General features: G+C 69.4%; 11 protein-coding genes. 9 read left to right on the top strand and 2 right to left on the bottom strand.

Annotation, left to right across the window (positions count from 1 at the left end; translation table 11 throughout):
* Positions 1-146 precede the first annotated feature (146 nt).
* Entirely contained in the window at positions 147-1,400 is a 1,254-nt protein-coding gene (locus LXT21_RS11825) for a dipeptidase (protein WP_254038218.1), read from the bottom strand.
* 270 nt (positions 1,401-1,670) lie between these two features.
* Here LXT21_RS11825 and LXT21_RS11820 point away from each other — a divergent pair, with 270 nt between their 5' ends.
* The 9 genes from LXT21_RS11820 (at position 1,671) to LXT21_RS11780 (ending at position 14,966) form a co-directional block, all read left to right on the top strand.
* The gene (locus tag LXT21_RS11820; protein WP_254038217.1) at positions 1,671-4,520 is read left to right on the top strand and encodes a hypothetical protein; all 2,850 of its coding nucleotides are present in this window, start codon (positions 1,671-1,673) and stop codon (positions 4,518-4,520) included.
* Between the two features lie 365 nt (positions 4,521-4,885).
* Positions 4,886-5,134 (top strand): hypothetical protein, encoded by a 249-nt coding sequence (locus LXT21_RS11815; protein ID WP_323394410.1) that lies wholly within the window; start codon positions 4,886-4,888, stop codon positions 5,132-5,134.
* The gene (locus tag LXT21_RS11810) at positions 5,131-5,484 is read left to right on the top strand and encodes a ComEA family DNA-binding protein (protein WP_254038215.1); all 354 of its coding nucleotides are present in this window, start codon (positions 5,131-5,133) and stop codon (positions 5,482-5,484) included. The genes LXT21_RS11815 and LXT21_RS11810 overlap by 4 nt, the downstream gene beginning before the upstream one ends.
* Before the next feature lie 158 nt (positions 5,485-5,642).
* Positions 5,643-7,355 carry a dipeptidase gene (locus tag LXT21_RS11805; RefSeq protein WP_254038214.1) on the top strand — a complete coding sequence of 571 codons (1,713 nt, stop codon included), beginning with the start codon at positions 5,643-5,645 and terminating at the stop codon, positions 7,353-7,355.
* 279 nt (positions 7,356-7,634) lie between these two features.
* The gene (locus LXT21_RS11800) at positions 7,635-8,180 is read left to right on the top strand and encodes a MarR family winged helix-turn-helix transcriptional regulator (RefSeq protein ID WP_254038213.1); all 546 of its coding nucleotides are present in this window, start codon (positions 7,635-7,637) and stop codon (positions 8,178-8,180) included.
* 474 nt (positions 8,181-8,654) lie between these two features.
* Positions 8,655-11,798 carry a DUF4175 family protein gene (locus LXT21_RS11795; protein ID WP_254038212.1) on the top strand — a complete coding sequence of 1,048 codons (3,144 nt, stop codon included), beginning with the start codon at positions 8,655-8,657 and terminating at the stop codon, positions 11,796-11,798.
* An 11-nt stretch (positions 11,799-11,809) separates the two neighbouring features.
* Positions 11,810-13,555 carry a peptidase MA family metallohydrolase gene (locus LXT21_RS11790; RefSeq protein ID WP_254038211.1) on the top strand — a complete coding sequence of 582 codons (1,746 nt, stop codon included), beginning with the start codon at positions 11,810-11,812 and terminating at the stop codon, positions 13,553-13,555.
* 354 nt (positions 13,556-13,909) lie between these two features.
* Positions 13,910-14,626: a DUF4142 domain-containing protein gene (locus tag LXT21_RS11785; protein WP_254038210.1), complete on the top strand. Its 717-nt coding sequence runs from the start codon at positions 13,910-13,912 to the stop codon at positions 14,624-14,626.
* 61 nt (positions 14,627-14,687) lie between these two features.
* A complete protein-coding gene (locus tag LXT21_RS11780) occupies positions 14,688-14,966 on the top strand; it encodes a hypothetical protein (protein ID WP_254038209.1) in 279 nt (92 codons plus the stop codon).
* Between the two features lie 36 nt (positions 14,967-15,002).
* On the opposite strand, the gene LXT21_RS11775 is transcribed toward LXT21_RS11780, so the two are convergent.
* The gene (locus LXT21_RS11775; RefSeq protein WP_254038208.1) at positions 15,003-17,036 is read right to left on the bottom strand and encodes a S9 family peptidase; all 2,034 of its coding nucleotides are present in this window, start codon (positions 17,034-17,036) and stop codon (positions 15,003-15,005) included.
* Positions 17,037-17,042 lie beyond the last annotated feature (6 nt).

Here is a 17,042-nt window from a genome sequence, read left to right as displayed (position 1 = left end):
GTTTCGCGTGTGGCCGAAGGAAGCCCCCGGGTTCCCCGGACCCGCTGCACAGCAGGTGCATCGGAAAAGACGCGCCGCGCCTGCAATCCCGAGCGAACAGGCGACACTTCCCCTCGTGCCGCCGGCTGCCCTCGCGCTGCGTGGAGTCAGCGCTGGACGCTCGGGGGTGAGCGCAGCTCGCGGCTGACGGCCTCCGCGTCGCGGAAGACCCGTAGGAGGTTGCCGCCCAGGATTTTGTGGAGCTGCTCTTTCGTGTAGCCCCGGGCGAGCAGCGCCTCGGTGATTCGCGGCAGGTCCGCCACCGAGTCGAGTCCCTGCGGCGCGGAGTTGATGCCATCGAAGTCCGAGCCCAGGCCCACGTGGTCCACGCCGGCCACCTTGGCGATGTGGTCGATGTGGTCGATGACCGCCTTGAGCGGAGGACGCGGCACCTTGGCGGCCCACTCCCAGCCAGCCTGGGACTGGGCGCGGAAGCGCGTCACGGGGTCGGAGTTCTTGTGCTTCGCCTCCACCGCGGCCAGCGCGGCGCCGCGCTCCTCGGACATGGCGGCGTAGCCCTTGCGGAAGTCGTCGTCGACGAAGGCGGAGAAGAAGTTCACCATGACGACGCCTCGGTTGGCGGCCACGGCCTTGAGCATCTCGTCCGTCATGTTGCGCGGGTGGTCCGTGAGCGCGCGAGCGGACGAGTGCGACGCGATGACGGGCGCGCGCGTCGCCTTCAACGTGTCGAAGAACGTCTTGTCCGACACGTGCGAGATGTCCACGAGCATGCCCAGCCGGTTCATCTCCCGCACCACGTCGCGGCCGAAGTCGGTGAGGCCGTCGTGGTGCTTCACGGAGGTGTCGGTGATGTCGCCGGACGAGTCGGCCCACTCGTTCGTGTTGGACCAGGTGAGCGTCATGTAGCGCACGCCCAGCCGGTAGAAGTCGCGCAGCACGCCCAAATCATTCTGGATGGCGTGGCCGCCCTCGACGCCGAGCAGCGTGGCCAGCTTCTTCTGCTTGCCGGAGCGCGCGGCGACGATGTCCTTCGACGACAGCGCGAGCACCATCTGGTCCGGGTGCCGCTCCACCGCGGTGTGCACCGAGTCGATGATGCGCAGCGCCTGGTGCGTATAGCGGCCGGCGTACTCCTTGGGCTCCACCCAGATGGAGAAGAAGGCCGCGCCCAGGTTGCCCTCCCGCGCGCGCGACAGGTCCAGGTGGCCCTGGCCATTGGGCGGCTTGGAGCCCACGTCGAAGCCCTCGTTGAGCATGCGCAGGGGCGTGTCCACGTGGGTGTCGATGATGAGCGCCGAGTCATGGATGGCGCGGGCCTTGGCGGAGACGGGCGCGGGCTCGGCGGCGAGCGATGGGGGGGTTCCCAGGACGACCAGGGCGGCGAGGACGGAGCGGTTCACGCAAGGCACCTCGGGACGGCGGGACAGGTGGGCGCACTCTTCCACGGAGAGGGGATGCGTTGAAGCCGCGTCTCGCCAGGACGAACCTGCGTCCGGGCGCGACGCACGCCCCTCGGACAAGGCTCGGCGAGGGGCACCTCTCCGCGCTCTCCCGAGCGAAATCAGCCCTGGCGTGACGCATGCACAACATCCGGCCTGGCCCCTCTGGACGCAGTGCGCTCCCCCCATGCGCACCCGCCCTCGTCCGAGGAGGAGACAAGGAGCCGGTCGATGTTGTGGCAGATCACGGCAACGCAAGAGGCAGGCGGCATCAACATCACCTACGACCTCGAATGGCTGCACCGGGTCATGATCGCGTCCGCGAACTCGATGGTGCCGTTCACGAGGTTCTCCTTGGGGGCGGACCTGGACAATCGGTCCTACCCCCGCTCGTACAGCCCGGGCTTCGTGCTGGGCCGGGGCAAGCCGGTCGATACCTCCTCGAAGGGCGGTGGACGACAGCGGCTCGGCAACGAGGGCGACCTGTACGCGCTGCTCGCCCTGTTCGAGGAGGGGTGCGCCGACCTGCCCGTCCCGCTCAGCGACATCGCCATCCTGTCCAAGCGGGCCGTGTGCCAGGCGGTGCTCGACACCTTCACGCAGAAGGGCAAGACCTTCCATGTCGAGGGAGGCACCCTGCTCCCGATGGAGCGGGGCCCCGGCTGGCAGATTCACGGCTATCCGATGCTGTGCATCCTCGGTAACGAGTCGCAGGCCTTCCCCTCGAAGCTGAACAACCAGGGCCAGTGGCGAATCATCCAGTGCGTCTTCGGAGCGCGGCTCACGCGCGCCATCCGGGCCCGGGGCATCGGCATCGAGGTCGTCTCGCGCGAGGGCTTCGGCTCGGTCTTCCCCACGCTCGCGGACATCCCCAACGGCATCCGGCTGGACCCGGGACTGCTGCCGCCCACCCTCGGGGCCGAGGCCATCAACGAGGCGCTCGACTTCACCGGGGATTTCATCACCGCGATGCTCAAGGTGATCCCCAAGGTGGTGCCCTCGAAGAAGCCGCCCATCATCAAGCTCATCGAGTCCCTGGAAGGCTATGGGGATGCTCAACTCGCCGCGCTCGACCGCCTGATGTCGGCGCTGCATGCCCTGACGAACCGGCCGAACGGGGCCACGGCGGCGAACTTCGCGGACCTCCTCGGCACCTACAACGGCGGCGCCGTGGACTGCTCGTGGACGTTCGTGAACGCCCAGGTCGCCTACGACCTCCGGGATGTGCTCCCCCGGGTCCAGGCCCCCAAGAAGAAGCGGAAGAAGGAGCCCAAGGACACGGGCTATGGGTCGGAGTCCGAGTACGAGGACGACGAGCCGGACCTGAAGCCGTCGAAGAAGCCCTCCAAGGGAGACGGCGACAAAGCGGTCGAGGTGAACGGCAGGCTGGTCCTCAAGAAGGCCACGCTGATTTCAGGCATGGCCGCGCTCCGGTCGGCGACGATGTTCGGGATGTTGTACTCGAACTGGCTGTTCGCGGAGGGCGGAGCCAAGGGCGAGTCGATGCCCATCCTGTCCTGGGCGCCCTACTTCGAGCTCGACCATGAAGAGCTCTACGCATCCCTGGACAAGAAGACGGGGACTCGCGTCCTGGTCTTCGACGGCGCGCCCAACCCCATCAACATCGTCAAGACGCCCTTCGTGTCCCAGCGAGAGCTCGGGGCCATCATCATCGACACGACCAACAACACCACCCGGGAGCGGGCCGAATACCTGGCCCTCTTCCAGGGCTTCCTGGCCACGTCGAAGACGTCGCAGGCAGGCGGGTTGCTCATCCTGGTCGAGAGCGCGAGCAAACACCCCACGGGAGGAGACCTGGTCCACGGCATCATGCGCGTCTGTGGCACGGCACGCTCGGTCAAGACCTTCTTCGACGGCCTGCTCAAGCCCCAGCTCAACTTCGAATCCAAGGAGGGAAAGAAGGCCCGCGACCTCAACGTCCTCTCCGACAACGAGACGCACTTCCGCAGGATGCTGCTCGAGCACCGCCTGCTGATGCGCAACCGGGACCTGTTCAACACGGGCATCGACTTCGACCGCCCGAACCTCAAGCTCCCCGGGAGCCTGTCGCTGGGGGGCCCACCCGAGGTCATCAAGCCCCCGAGCCAGGTCGTCGTCGTGCCGGTCCTCCCCCGGGTCCATGACGTGCCGCTGCTGAGTCATCACAACCGGGGCAAGGTGCAGCGACAGGTGCTCCCGCAGCCATCCCCACGAGTCATCGACTTCCCGCTCAAGAAGAAGCCCCTGGTTTCCGGGAGCCAGCAGTCGGGCTCACCTCTAGGTGGAGGGGACGTGGAGGACGATGTGGAGTCGAAGCGGAAGGAGTACGAGGCCCTGGGACGCTTCAGTTCCTCCCCCAGCGCCCTCCCGAAGCTCGACGACGAGGGCACCTACTACGAGGAGGACGACATCTACTGCCTCCAGCGCTACTACCTCCAGAACCACCCGCACGTCGCGGTCCTCCCCGGCATCAGCCGCGTCCAGTGGTTGCAGATGGATCGCTCCGCGTACAGCACCGTCGTCCATGGGGCCATCACCACGGCGACCACCATCATCGTCCAGCCGCTCCACCGCCACCGCAACCACTGGGCGCTGCTCTACATCACGCTCGGGGCGCCGAACCTCCTGGGACGTCGCAAGGCGAAGCTGCTCTACATCGACCCGCTCAACCCCGACGACGTACCGGTGGAGGACCTCCAACTGCTCAACCTGCCATTCCCGGGCATCGAGGTGGAGAGCTGCACCGTCCGCTATCAAGACGACCGCGACGGGAACGAAACGCTCGCCCAGGACAGTTGTGGCGCGTGGGCCGTCCAGTTGGCGGTGCACCTGGTCGAGCATGACGGCGCGCTGCCCGCGCCCCCCGACAACCGCCGGACCGCGGCGCTGAACCTGCGCCAGGACCACATGACCGTGATTGCGGAGGCCAAGGCGATGGACCTGCCCCAGGCGCCCGATGACCTCTCGCTGCACGTGGGCGCGCCCAGCCCCATGCTGCGACGGAGCAACAGCCTGGGGAACCTGTCGAGCGTGAGCCGGTCCAAGCCCCTGTCCACGAAGAAGCCCTACCACGAGCTGTGATGGAGCCGGGGCGCCCGTGAGCGCCCCGCTCGATGAACCCCTCCGCGCTCCGCGCGGGGCCCGGACCTCATCCTGGAGGCCTGGTCGCCCCGCCGCGGAACGTCCCGCGTCCTCGCGTCCATCCGGCGAGGCCTCGCGCTCCCTCGGACCCGCGGGAGCGCTCTCGCCTCGCGAGAAGCCGTTGGAGTCGCTCCGCCCGTCCTCGCGGCGGGACGGCTCGCGGGACCGTGCACGGTGGCGCTTCGCGCGCTCCGAGTGAGCGCGCGCTGGCACGACGACTGCTCATGCCGGAGTCGACCTCAGGCGGTCGAACGAATGAGGCGGTCCGCGCCGTGGTGGCGCGGTGTCGAGTGTGGAGGTGGATGATGCTGATGGCGGGGAAGCGACTGGCTGTTTTCTCCATTCGCGAGGGCAAGGGCGGGAGCATCTGGGTGAGGGCGGGCAGCGCGTTCGTGAACAAGGACGGCTCGCTCAACGTGCTGCTGGATGTGCTGCCCCTGGACGGCAAGCTGCACGTGCGGGAGGCGGCGGAGAAGCGCGAGACACCGGGCATGGGCGGGCGCTACGCGGGCGAGGGGGGCCTGGACGCCGCGCCCGTGGGTGGCCACTCGTGAGGGCCGCGTGGGCCGTGCTGCTGTGGGGCCTGTGGGTGGGGTGGCCCGGCGCGGCGGAGGCGGCGCGAGCACGCCACCAGTTCACGGGCGTGGTGAACCTCAACGAGGCCTCGGCCTCACAGCTCGACCTGCTCCCGGGCGTCGGTGAGAAGGCGGCGCAGCGCATCATCCAGCATCGGGAGAAACGCCGCTTCCAACGCGTGGAGGAGCTCGTGCGGGTGAAGGGCTTCGGCAAGAAGAAGTTCCTCAAGCTCAAGCCCCACCTCGCGCTCGACGGCCCCACCACCCTGAGGGTGGAGCAGGTCCTCATGCCCGCTGACGGAAAGGAGGGGGTCGCCACGAACAACTGACGCAACGAGTCCATTCTTTCGGGAAGGGTCGCCGCCCGGGTTTTCTCCCTTCGTGGCCCGGGCGGCGACTGCTGAGTGAGGAGGCAAGCCCGGGGACGACCCGGCACATCGCAACGGACGTTTGTATCCGGGCCCTGGCTGGTAGAGCATCCGCCGCCATGAACCGACGACTGCCCCGACTGCTCACCGCGCTGCCCGTGTCGGCCGCGCTGGTCGCTCCGCCCGTGCTCGCGTGTACCAGCATGCTGGTCAACAAGGGGGCCACGGCGGACGGCGCCACCCTGATGACCTACGCCGCGGACGCCCACGAGCTCTACGGCGAGCTGTACCACACGCCCGCCCGCCGCCACGCCGCGGGCGCCCAGCGCGACATCATCGAGTGGGACACCGGCAAGCACCTGGGGCGCATCCCCGAGGCCGCGGTGACGTACTCCGTCGTCGGCAACATGAACGAGCACCAGCTGTCCATCGGCGAGTCCACCTTCGGTGGCCGCAAGGAGCTGGAGGGCCCCGCCGGCATCGTCGACTACGGCTCGCTCATCTACATCGCGCTCGAGCGCGCGAAGACGGCGCGCGAGGCCATCCAGGTCATGACCACGCTGGTGGCCGAGCACGGCTACGCGTCCAGCGGCGAGTCCTTCTCCATCGCCGACCCCAAGGAGGCGTGGCTCCTGGAGATGATTGGCAAGGGCACGGGCCAGAAGGGCGCCGTGTGGGTGGCGCGCAAGCTGCCCGAGGGCCACATCACCGCGCACGCCAACCAGGCGCGCATCGAGCAGTTCCCGATGAACGACGCGGAGAACGTGCTCTTCTCCAAGGACGTCATCGCCTTCGCGCGCGAGAAGGGCTGGTTCAAGGGCGCGGACAAGGACTTCAGCTTCGCGGAGACCTACAACCCGCTCGACTTCGGCGGGCAGCGCTTCTCCGAGGCGCGCGTGTGGAGCATCTTCCGGCGCGCCGCCCCGTCGAGGAACTTCGGACCGGAGTACGCGGACGGCTCGGCCCCCAACAAGCGGCTGCCGCTGTGGGTGAAGCCCGACAAGAAGCTGTCCGTGCAGGACGTGATGTCGCTCATGCGCGACCACTTCGACGGCACGCCGCTCGACATGACGAAGGACGTGGGCGCGGGCCCCTACGCGCTGCCGTACCGGTGGCGGCCGATGACGTGGGAGGTGGACGGCAAGAAGTACGTGCACGAGCGCGCCATCTCCACCCAGCAGACGGGCTTCTCCTTCGTCGCCCAGATGCGCGCCTCCATGCCCGCCCCCATCGGCGGCGTGCTCTGGTTCGGCGTGGATGACACGTCGATGACGGTCTACACGCCCATGTACGCGGGCATCCGCGAGGTGCCGCGCAACTTCGCCCAGGGCGTGGCCAGCCGGGGCAGCTTCTCCTGGGACTCGTCCTTCTGGGTGTTCAACTGGGTGTCCAACCAGGCCTACGCGCGCTGGAACGACATGTCCGTGGACGTGCACAAGGAGCAGGGCGCGCTGGAGGGACAGTTCCTCGCGGACCAGGCCGACATCGAGCGCACCGCGCTGGAGCACTACAAGCGCAGCCCCGAGGAGGCGCGGCGCTACCTCACCGAGTACTCGCTCAGCCAGGGCGAGAAGGTCCACGCGCGCTGGAGGAAGCTCGGCGAGACGCTGCTCGTGAAGTACATCGACGGCAACGTCCGCGACGAGCAGGGCAAGGTGAACCACCCCAAGTACCCGGAGAGCTGGTATCGGCGCATCGCCCAGGAGCGCGGCAAGAGCATCCAGATGCCGCCCGAGCCCGAGGAGCCCAAGCCCGCCGCTCCCCCCGCCCCCGCCAACAAGGCGCCCCCCGCCCCCGCCGCCCCCAAGCCCACCGTGGCCCCCGCGCCCTGAGCGCTCCGCCCTCCCCTTCTTGGGGAGGGCCCTCCGCGCCCCCGTCACCCCGGGTGCGCACCGAGGCAGGCAGCTCCCCGGCTCCCACCTGGCGGGGTGGGCGGCCGGGCGCTCCCCTGGGGAGTCCTCCGCGTCCCGGGCACGAAAGCCCCACCCTTCCCTCCTCAGTGACTGATAGACAACGCATCCTGGCGGCAGGAGACCTCGTCGATGGACACCTCCCGCGGCTCGAAGGACATGGCAGAGACAGGGAGACGGCAGGTGAAGGAAGATGAAGTCATGAAGGACACGGCCAACGGAGAACCGGACCCCCACGAAGGCGAGCGGCTCAAAGGGCCGCCCCTCGGAGAGGTGCTCGAGTTCATGCGCCTGTTGTGGGCCGTGGACCACGGGCTCCAGTCCACCTCGAAGCGGATGGAGTCGACGCTGGGCCTGACGGGTCCGCAGCGGCTGGTCATCCGGCTGGTGGGCCGCTTCCCTGGCATCACCGCGGGAACGCTCGCGCAGATTCTCCACGTCCACCCCAGCACGCTGACGGGTGTGCTCAAGCGGCTGGAGAAGCGCAGCCTGCTGGAGCGCAAGTCGGATCCGCTCGACGGGCGCAAGGCGCTGTTCGCGCTGACCGAGGCGGGCCGCTCGCTCGACATCCCTTCCGAGGGCACCGTCGAGTCCGCGGTGCAGCGGGTGCTCGGGCGGCTGTCGCGCTCCCGCATCCTCGCCACCCAGGACGTGCTCACCGCGCTCGCCCAGGAGTTGGGCGGACTGCAGCCGTCCGAGGTGGAGATGGGCATGGACGAGGCGCGCAAGGACGAGCTGCGCAAGTAGACCCACGCCGAACGACGCGCCACGGCCCGCTCCCCTCGCGGGCCGAGGACCTCGGCGAGCCCCTCCGGAGTGAATGCCCCTGCGTGACTCGCGCGCGGCGAGGCGCCTCCGTTCCCTCCTTGTTCGGCCACGCAGGTGTCTCCGCGAGCCTCCCCGCCTGCCCGGCGGACGAGGGGGTCGCCGTCCCATGCCGCGGGGGACCCGGGCCTCCGGGCCCCTCCAGGCATGGAGCCGCACCCACTTCCGAGTCATGACGGGCACTTGGCGCCCCCAGGTCGGGACGAAGGGCACCTCCCTCGCGCGTTGCCTCCCGGACCCTCCGTCGGCCGCGTCCTTCGTGCGTCGGACACCCTCGCCGCGTCCCGAGCGAAATCGACGTGTCCAAGCTCCTCGCGGCGCGTCGGACGTTGCTAGAGAATCGGGAAATAGGCACCCCTGTCGGGGGTTGCCTCGCGAACGAGCGGACAGGACAGCGTGAATCTCGACACCCCGCAGAGCCCAGGCCCCGAGCTGCCGCCCCCGCCACCTCCCCCTCCGTCCGCCCCCGCGTCGCGGGGCCGGCGCTCGCGAGGCGAAGGTGTGCAGGGGCTGCTGGCCTCCGTGCGCCAGCGCCAGCGGCGCTACCTGTGGCTCCAGGGCACCGCGCTGGGCTTCGGCGCCGCGTGCCTGTTGTGGGTGGGCGGTGGCCTGCTGGGCCTGTGGGCGCCGCGCCTGGGCGGCAGCCTGCTGGGCCTGGCGCTGCCGGTGGGCGTGGCGCTGGCGTGTGTCTTCGGGCTGTGGCTCGCGCGCCGCCGCGTGGGGGATGACACGCTCACCGCGCGGCTCGTCGGACAGCGCCGGCCGGAGCTGTCCTTGGACGTGCTCGCCGCCGTGGAGCTGATGCGCGAGGACGGCGCGCACGCCAACGGCTCGCCGGAGCTGGCCCAGGCCTTCCTCCAGCAGATGGACACGCGCGTGCGCACCGTGGACGCGCGCTCCGTCGTCGACCCGCGCCCCGCGCAGCGCACCGCCCTGGCCGCCTGCGGCGTGCTGCTCCTGCTCGCGCTGGTGATGGGCCTGTTCGGCGAGAAGTGGGCCGCGGGCGTCAAGCGCGTGCTCGCCACGGCCACGACGCCCGAGGCCAAGGCCCAGGTGGAGCCCATCACCGGCGACATCGAGCTGACGTACCGCTACCCCGCTTACACCGGCCTGTCCCAGCGCACCGTCCCCGGCACCGACGGCGCGGTGAGCGCCCCGGCCGGCACGGAGATTCAACTCAAGACGCGCTCGGACCGCCCCGTGGAGCGCGCGGAGCTGGTCATCAACGGCGAGGCCCTGCCGCTCCAGGTGACGGGCAACCGGGATTTGACGGGCACCTTCGTCGCGAAGCAGGGCGGCCACTACCACTTCGCCTTCTACGGCTCGCGCCAGAAGCCCATCGCCGTGGGCCCCGACATCCCCCTCACCGTGGAGGCGGACAAGGCGCCGCAGGTCTCGCTCCTGACGCCCGCCGCGGAGCTGGAGGTGGACCCCGGCCAGAAGGTGACGCTCAAGTACGAGGCCACCGACGACTACGGCCTGTCCGGCCTGTCGCTCGTCTTCCGCACGCCCGGCGCGCAGCAGGACACGCGCGTGCCGCTGCGGCGCGAGGATGGCCGGAAGAGCCGCGACACGTACACGTGGGATTTGGGCTCGCTCAAGGTCGACGCGGGCGACCGGATCACCTACTTCGTGGAGGCGCAGGACAACGACGCGGTGGAGGGCCCCAAGAAGGGCGTCAGCCGCACGCACGTGCTGCGCATCTACTCCGCCGCCGAGCACCACCGCGCCGCGCTGGAGAAGGCCGAGCAGCTCTGGGGCCGCATGGTGGACCACCTGGCGGACCGCCTGGAGGGGCCCGACCGCGCGAAGCAGAAGGACGCGCAGGCCATCGCCGCCGCGGGCGCGGTGGACACCAGCGGCCAGCAGCTCATCACCGACATGCGCACCCTGGCGCAGACGCTGGCGCGCGAGCGCGACGTGCCCGCGGACCTGGTCGGCGCGCTGTCCAACATCTCCGAGTCCCTGGGCAGCCACATCAACGGCACCGCGGACTTCCGCCGCCTGTTCCTGCGCACCCAGCGCTCGCGCGGCGAGGACTGGGGCACCGGCAACCGCCTCACCGCCGTGGTGACGGAGGAGATTGCCGAGCTGGAGAAGGACATCCTCTACCTGGAGGCGCTCCTGGACCGGCAGAAGCTGGAGGCGCTGCAGGAGATGGCCAAGCAGCTGGCCGGCGAGCGCCGCGAGCTGTCGCGCCTGATTGAGGACTTCAAGGCCAACCCGGACGAGGCCGCGCGCCAGGCGGTGATGGAGCAGATTCAGCAGCTCAAGGCGCGCATCCAGGAACTGATGCAGCGCATGGCGGAGATGCGCAAGGGCATCCGCGACGAGCACCTCAACGCCGAGGCCCTGTCGGAGATGATGAAGGAGCAGGACCTGCAGTCCGCCCTGGACGACGTCGAGAAGCTGATGCGCGAGGGCAAGACGGACGAGGCGCTCGCGAAGCTGCAGGAGCTGGGCATGCAGATGGACGAGATGCTCAAGGGCCTGGACGACGCCAACGAGGAGTTCGGCGGCGAGCAGTACCCGGAGCTGGCCGAGAAGTTCGGCAAGTTCATGGAGGAGCTCAAGAGCACCGTGGACGAGCAGCAGCGCGTGGCGGAGCAGACGCGCCAGCTGCGCGACCAGGCCCGGGCGCAGAACAAGGAGAAGCTCTCCCAGCGCGGCGAGGCCATCAAGGACGAGCTGATGCGCAAGGTGCAGCAGGCCCAGCAGAGCTACGACAAGCTCAACCCCGAGCACCTCAACAGCCGCGCCGCGCGCCCGCTGGAAGAGGCCCAGTCGGAGCTGTCCAACGTGGAGAACGCGCTGAAGGTGAACGACTTCGACCTGGCCGCCGAGGCCGCCGCCCGCGCCGAGGACGCGGCCCGGCAGCTGGCCGGCATGGGCGAGCAGCAGAAGCAGCTCGACGAGATGTTCGGCAACCCGCCCGAGGTGCGCCAGCAGTCCTCGGAGCTCGCGCAGCGCCTGGACCGCGACGCGCGCAACGTGCAGGACGTCAATCGCCAGCTCCAGAACCTCTTCCCGCCCCCCGGCTCGCAGCTGTCCCAGCAGGAGAAGCAGCAGTTGCAGCAGCTCGCCCAGCAGCAGCAGCAGCTGGAGCAGCGCGCGCAGGGGCTGCGCCAGCAGATGGAGGAGATGGAGCAGACCGCGCCCCTGTTCGGCGAGGAGGCCGCGCAGCAGATGGAGGGCGTGGGCCAGCGCATGGGTGAGGCCGCCCAGCGCATGCAGGGCAAGGACCCGGGCCGGGGCTACGGCGAGCAGCAGGCGGCGCTCGAGGGCCTCAAGCAGTTCCAGCAGCAGATGCAGCAGGGCCAGAAGGGCAGGAAGGGCGGGCTGCCGCTGCCGGGCGGCATGAGCGGGCGCAAGCAGGGCCAGTCGGGACGAGACCCCAAGGACCAGGTGGAGCTGCCCGACGAGGACGCCTTCCAGGCGCCCAAGGAGTTCCGCAAGGACCTCCTGGACGCGATGAAGCAGGGCGCGCCGGAGAAGTACCGCGAGCAGGTGAAGCGCTACTACGAGGAGCTGGTGAAGTGAGGGACGGCCGGATGAATCGCTGGGGAGCGCTGGTGCTCGCGCTGGGCCTGTGCGCGGCCACGCCCGCCTTCGCGCAGGACGCCTCGCTCAAGGACGAGGTGAAGACGCGCCTGGGCCAGGTGGAGTCCTCGCTGGATGACTGGGACGTGCCAGGCGCGCGGCGTGAGCTCTCCGAGGTGGAGGCGCTGATTCCCGCCGACGTGGAGCCCCTGAAGTACTACCAGGGCCGCGTGGCCTTCGAGGAGGGCCGCTACGACGACGCGGTGGGCCTGTTGGAAGGCGCCAACATCGAGGACAAGCCGGGCAGCTACCTGCGGCTGGCCAAGGACACGCGCGACATCGTCAAGAACCACCAGCGCGCGGAGAGCGAGCACTTCATCTTCCTCTACCCCAAGGGGAAGGAGGCGGTGCTGGTGCCGTACGCGCTGGAGACGCTCGAGGCCATCCACCGCGCCATGGCGGAGGACCTGGGCTGGACGCCTCCGGGCGGCAAGATTCGCGTGGAGGTGGTGAACAACGCGCGCGAGCTGGCCAAGGTCAGCACGCTCACGGAGAAGCAGATTCGCACCACCGGCACCATCGCCATCTGCAAGTTCAACAAGCTGATGGTGACCAGCCCCAAGGCGGTGGCGCAGGGCTACGACTGGCAGGACACGCTGGCGCACGAGTACATCCACCTGGTGGTCAGCCAGATGAGCCGCAACACGGTGCCCATCTGGTTGCACGAGGGCCTGGCCAAGTTCCTGGAGTCGCGCTGGCGCGGCAAGGCGGGCCTGGCGATGACGCCCTCCACGCAGGCCCTGCTCGGCAAGCGCGTGAAGGCGGACAAGCTCATCCCGTTCGAGAAGATGCACCCGTCCATCGCGCTGCTCCCCACGGCGGAGGACGCGGCCACGGCCTTCGCGGAGGTGTTCTACGCCATCGACTACGTGCACCAGTCCAAGGGCGCCGCGGGCCTGCGCGCCGTGGTGCAGGGGCTCAAGGCCGGGCAGTCCGACAAGAAGGCGGTGGAGACGGCCATGGGCATGCCCTTCGGCCTGTTCGAGAAGGCCTGGCTCTCCCACATCAAGAAGCAGCCCTTCCCCATGGAGCTGGTGCCGCGCGACGACCGCGTGGTGCTGAAGGAGGACGCCAAGGGCAAGGTGAAGGAGGACGGCGAGAAGAAGGGCCGTGAAATCTCCTTCGGCGACTTCAACGAGGTGCAGGAGGTGCCCGCGCGCAAGTTCGCGCACCTGGGGGAGCTGTTGCGCGAGCGCAACCGGGTGAAGGCCGCCGCCGAGGAGTACGCCAAGGCGCACAAGCTGGTGGGCGACAAGTACGAGTCCGTCTCCAACAAGTACGCGCTGACGCTCTTGGAGCTCAAGCGCCTGGACGAGGCGGAGAACGTGCTGCGCGGAAGCCTCCGTGTGCACCCCGGCGCGCCCGCCACCAACGTGCACCTGGGCCGCATCCTCCTGCACCGCAAGGACTACCCGAAGTCGAAGACGGCGTACCTGGAGGCGCTCGCGTCGGACCCGTTCGACCCGGAGATCCACGTGGCGCTGACGCGCATCCACGGCGCGCTCGGCGAGACGGAGCTGGCGACGCGCGCGAAGACGGCGACGGCGGTGCTCACGGGCCTGAAGCCCGCCGAGGTGGAGGAGCTGTCGCGCAGGTTCCTCCAGGAGGAGGCGGAGCTGTCCGGCACCAGCGTCCCCGCGTCCGGAGGCGAGGCGCCCAAGGCTCCCGCGGCCAGCACGCCCGACGCCGGCCGCTGAAAGCGCCTGCCCTTGGCGCGGGCCTCGCGCCCTCGGCTGCCGCCGCGTGGGAGGCCCATCACCCGCGAGCCCGCACGGACCTCGCGCCCGTCAGGTTGGAGAGCGGGCGGGCCTGTGCGAGCGCGGCCGGACTGTCGAGCGGTGCGTAGCTTCTCGCCGGGGAAGTGAGGCACCCGACACATCCGGTCCGACACCCGTCCCATCCCATCGTTGACTGCCCCACGTCCTCACCGGCGTTCGTGCGCTGTCGCACGAACCCCGCTGTCGCGCGCACCACGGGCCACGCGTGTGGCCCAACGTGCGTGCCCGCGGTCCGACAGTGATGGCTTCCCGACGTGAAAAGGAGCAGTCCTCATGAAGCGAACCCTCTCCGGCATTGCCCTCGCAGTCTCGCTCTTCACCGGTGGCGCGGCGCTGGCCCAGAGCGGCGCATCCGCGACGCCCTCCTCCACCATGAAGCCCACCACGCCCCAGAAGGGCATGGCCGAGTACCGCGGCTTCATGGCCCCCACCGACGAGAAGGCCCTGCTGGAGCGGCTGCACTACGCCAACCAGCAGGAAATCCAGGCGGGCCAGCTCGCGCAGAAGAACTCGCAGAACGCCGAGGTGCGCTCCTTTGGCGAGATGATGGTGAAGGACCACACCGCCATGGACCAGAAGCTCATGGCCTATGCGAAGGGCAAGGGCATGACGCTCACCGACATGCCCAAGGCCATGAATGACGTGGAGAAGAAGATGATGGCCCAGGACAAGGCCACGGGGGAGGCGCTCGCCGTGCTCCAGGGAATGCCCTTCGACTCCTGTTACATGGCGGCCCAGGTGGCGGGCCATGACGCCGTGCTCGGCAAGGTGCTCGCCGCGAAGCAGGGCATGCCCTCCGCCAGCCCCGAGCTGACGGCGATGTTCACCGAGCTCATCCAGAAGGTCCCCGCCCACCGCGAGCAGGCCTGGCAGATTCTGGGCAAGCTGGATGACGGCATGGGCGTGGGCGGCTCCGGCACTTCACACACGGGCATGCCGGGCAACAAGGACCACGCGGGCCACGGCGAAATGGGGACGAAGAAGAACTAGTTCCCCACGCCGCTCCGAGGGCTATTCCAGGACGTCACTGGGTGCGGTAGGACACCACGTCATGTCCATCCGAACCCTCGCAGTGACGAGTCTGTTGGTGCTCGGAGCGGTGCTCACGGGCTGCTCCAGCAACGCCGACACCATCTGTGACCTCCGCAAGGAGTGCTTCCCGGGCAGCGACGACACGGGCAAGTGCGCGGACCGCATCAACGACTGGGTCGACGACCGCGACTCCGACGAGCGGCGCAAGCGCGTGGCCGAGTGTGCCGACTGCATCTCGGACCGCAGCTGTTCGGAGTACCTGGAGCACTGCATCGACGAGTGCTTCGTCGTCCCCTGAAGCCCCTCCGGGAGTGGAGGGGCCTCAAGACGCCGGCTAGTTACGCGTCCACTGGTCCAGCCAGCCGAGCACCTCGTCGTGCCACTGCAGGCTGTTGGCGGGGCGCAGCACCCAGTGGTTCTCCTCCGGGAAGTAGAGCAGCTTGGAGGGGATGCCCCGGCGCTGGAGCGCGGTGAAGGTGCCCAGGCCCTGCGTCTCCACCACGCGGAAGTCCTGGCCGCCGTGAATCACCATCATCGGCGTCTTCCACTTGCCCACGTGCTCGATGGGGCTGTGCTTGCGGTAGCCCTCCGGGTTGTCCCAGGGCGTGCCCTTGTGCTCCCACTCCGGGAACCACAGCTCCTCGGTGTCGAAGTAGCCCATGCGCTCGTCGAGGATGCCGTCGTGGTTGACCAGGCACTTGAAGCCGTCCGCCCAGTTGCCGGCAATCCAGTTGATCATGTACCCGCCGTAGCTGGCGCCCAGCGCGCACTTCTTCTCCTTGGAGATGAAGGGGTAGCGCTGCAGCGCGGCGGCCAGGCCCTTCTGCAAGTCCTCGAGCGGCTTGCCGCCCCAGTCATCGCGGATGGCGTCGGTGAAGGCCTGCCCGTAGCCGGTGGAGCCGTGGAAGTCGACCATGACGGCCACGTAGCCGCGGCCCGCGTACACCTGCGGGTTCCATCGGTAGTGGAAGTGATTGCCGAACGAGCCCTGCGGTCCGCCGTGGATGAGGAAGGCCAGCGGGTACTGGCGCTTCGGGTCGAAGTCGACCGGCTTCACCACGTAGGCGCGCACCGTCTCGTTGTTCCAGCCCGGGAACTCGAACTGCTCGAAGGCGCCGAAGCGCACGCGCGCGAGCGTGTCCTGGTTCACCTGGGTGAGCTGCTTTGCGCCCGTGCCGTCCTGGTTCATGACGAACAGGTCCGCGGGCGAGTCCAGGTCATCGTGCACGTAGACCAGGCGGTTGCCGGCGGCCGGCTGCGGCGAGTCGTCCGTGCCGTCCTTCGTCAGCTGCTTCACCTGGCCCGTGGCCACGTCGAGGGCGAACAGGGGCTGCTGGCCGATGTGGCCGGCGGTGGCGAACAGCGTCTTGCTGTCGGGGCTCCAGGCGAGGCCGCCGGCGGAGCGGTCCCACTCCTCGGCGAGCACGCGCTCCTGGCCGCCGGGCCACGCGCGCACGATGACGCGGTAGCGGTCCGCCTCGTAGCCGGGGCGGGACATGGCCAGGTACGCGAGCGACTTGCCGTCCGGACTGAAGACGGGGCTGGTGTCCGTGGCGCGGTTCTTCTCGGTGAGCTTGCGGGGCTTGGCCTTCGCGTCGATGGGCGAGACGAAGAGGTCCAGGTCCGTGGACCAGGACTCGGTGCGGCCCACGTCGCGCGCGGTGAAGACGACGCTCTTGCCGTCGGGGGTGAAGGTGTACTCCTCCGGGCCGCCGAAGGGCTTGGTGGGGCCGTCCGCGTCCATGCCCTTCATCAGGTCCACGGGCGTGCCGCCGGCCACGGGGACGACGAAGAGGTGCGAGCGACGGCCGTCCTTCCACGTGTCCCAGTGACGCGCGAAGAGCTTGTCGTAGCTGCGGCCGGTGGCCTTGCGCTTGGAGCGCTCCGCCTCGCGCTGGGTGTTGCAGTCGAGACCAGCGCAGTCGGGGAACACCTCCATGGACACGGCCAGCCGCGCGCCGTCCGGGGACAGGCGGAAGGTGCCGACGTCCAGGGGGAGCTTGGTCACCTGGGTGGGCTCGCCGCCGTCGATGGGCAGGCGCCACACCTGGGAGGAGCCGCCGCGCGAGGACAGGAAGAAGAGGCTCTTGCCGTCCGGGGCCCAGGTGGGGTCCGAGTCCGCGTCCGGGTGCGAGGTGAGCTGGCGCGGGGCGCTCCCGTCGACGCCGACGAGCCACAAGTCCGTGCGGCCGCGGTTGGCCTCCAAATCCGTGGAGCGCAGGACGTAGGCGACCTGGGTCCCATCGGGAGAGACGCGCGGGTTGCTCAGCCGGCGCATCGAAATCATGTCGTGGTGGTTGAACGGCTGGGGCTTGGCCGGCGCCGGGGTGGCGGCGAGGGCCAGGGCCGCGACAAGCGACAGCGGCAAGGTGTG

This window comes from Myxococcus guangdongensis (assembly GCF_024198255.1).
GTDB classification, from domain to species: Bacteria; Myxococcota; Myxococcia; order Myxococcales; family Myxococcaceae; genus Myxococcus; species Myxococcus guangdongensis.
This window is presented reverse-complemented; position numbering and strand designations above follow the sequence as displayed.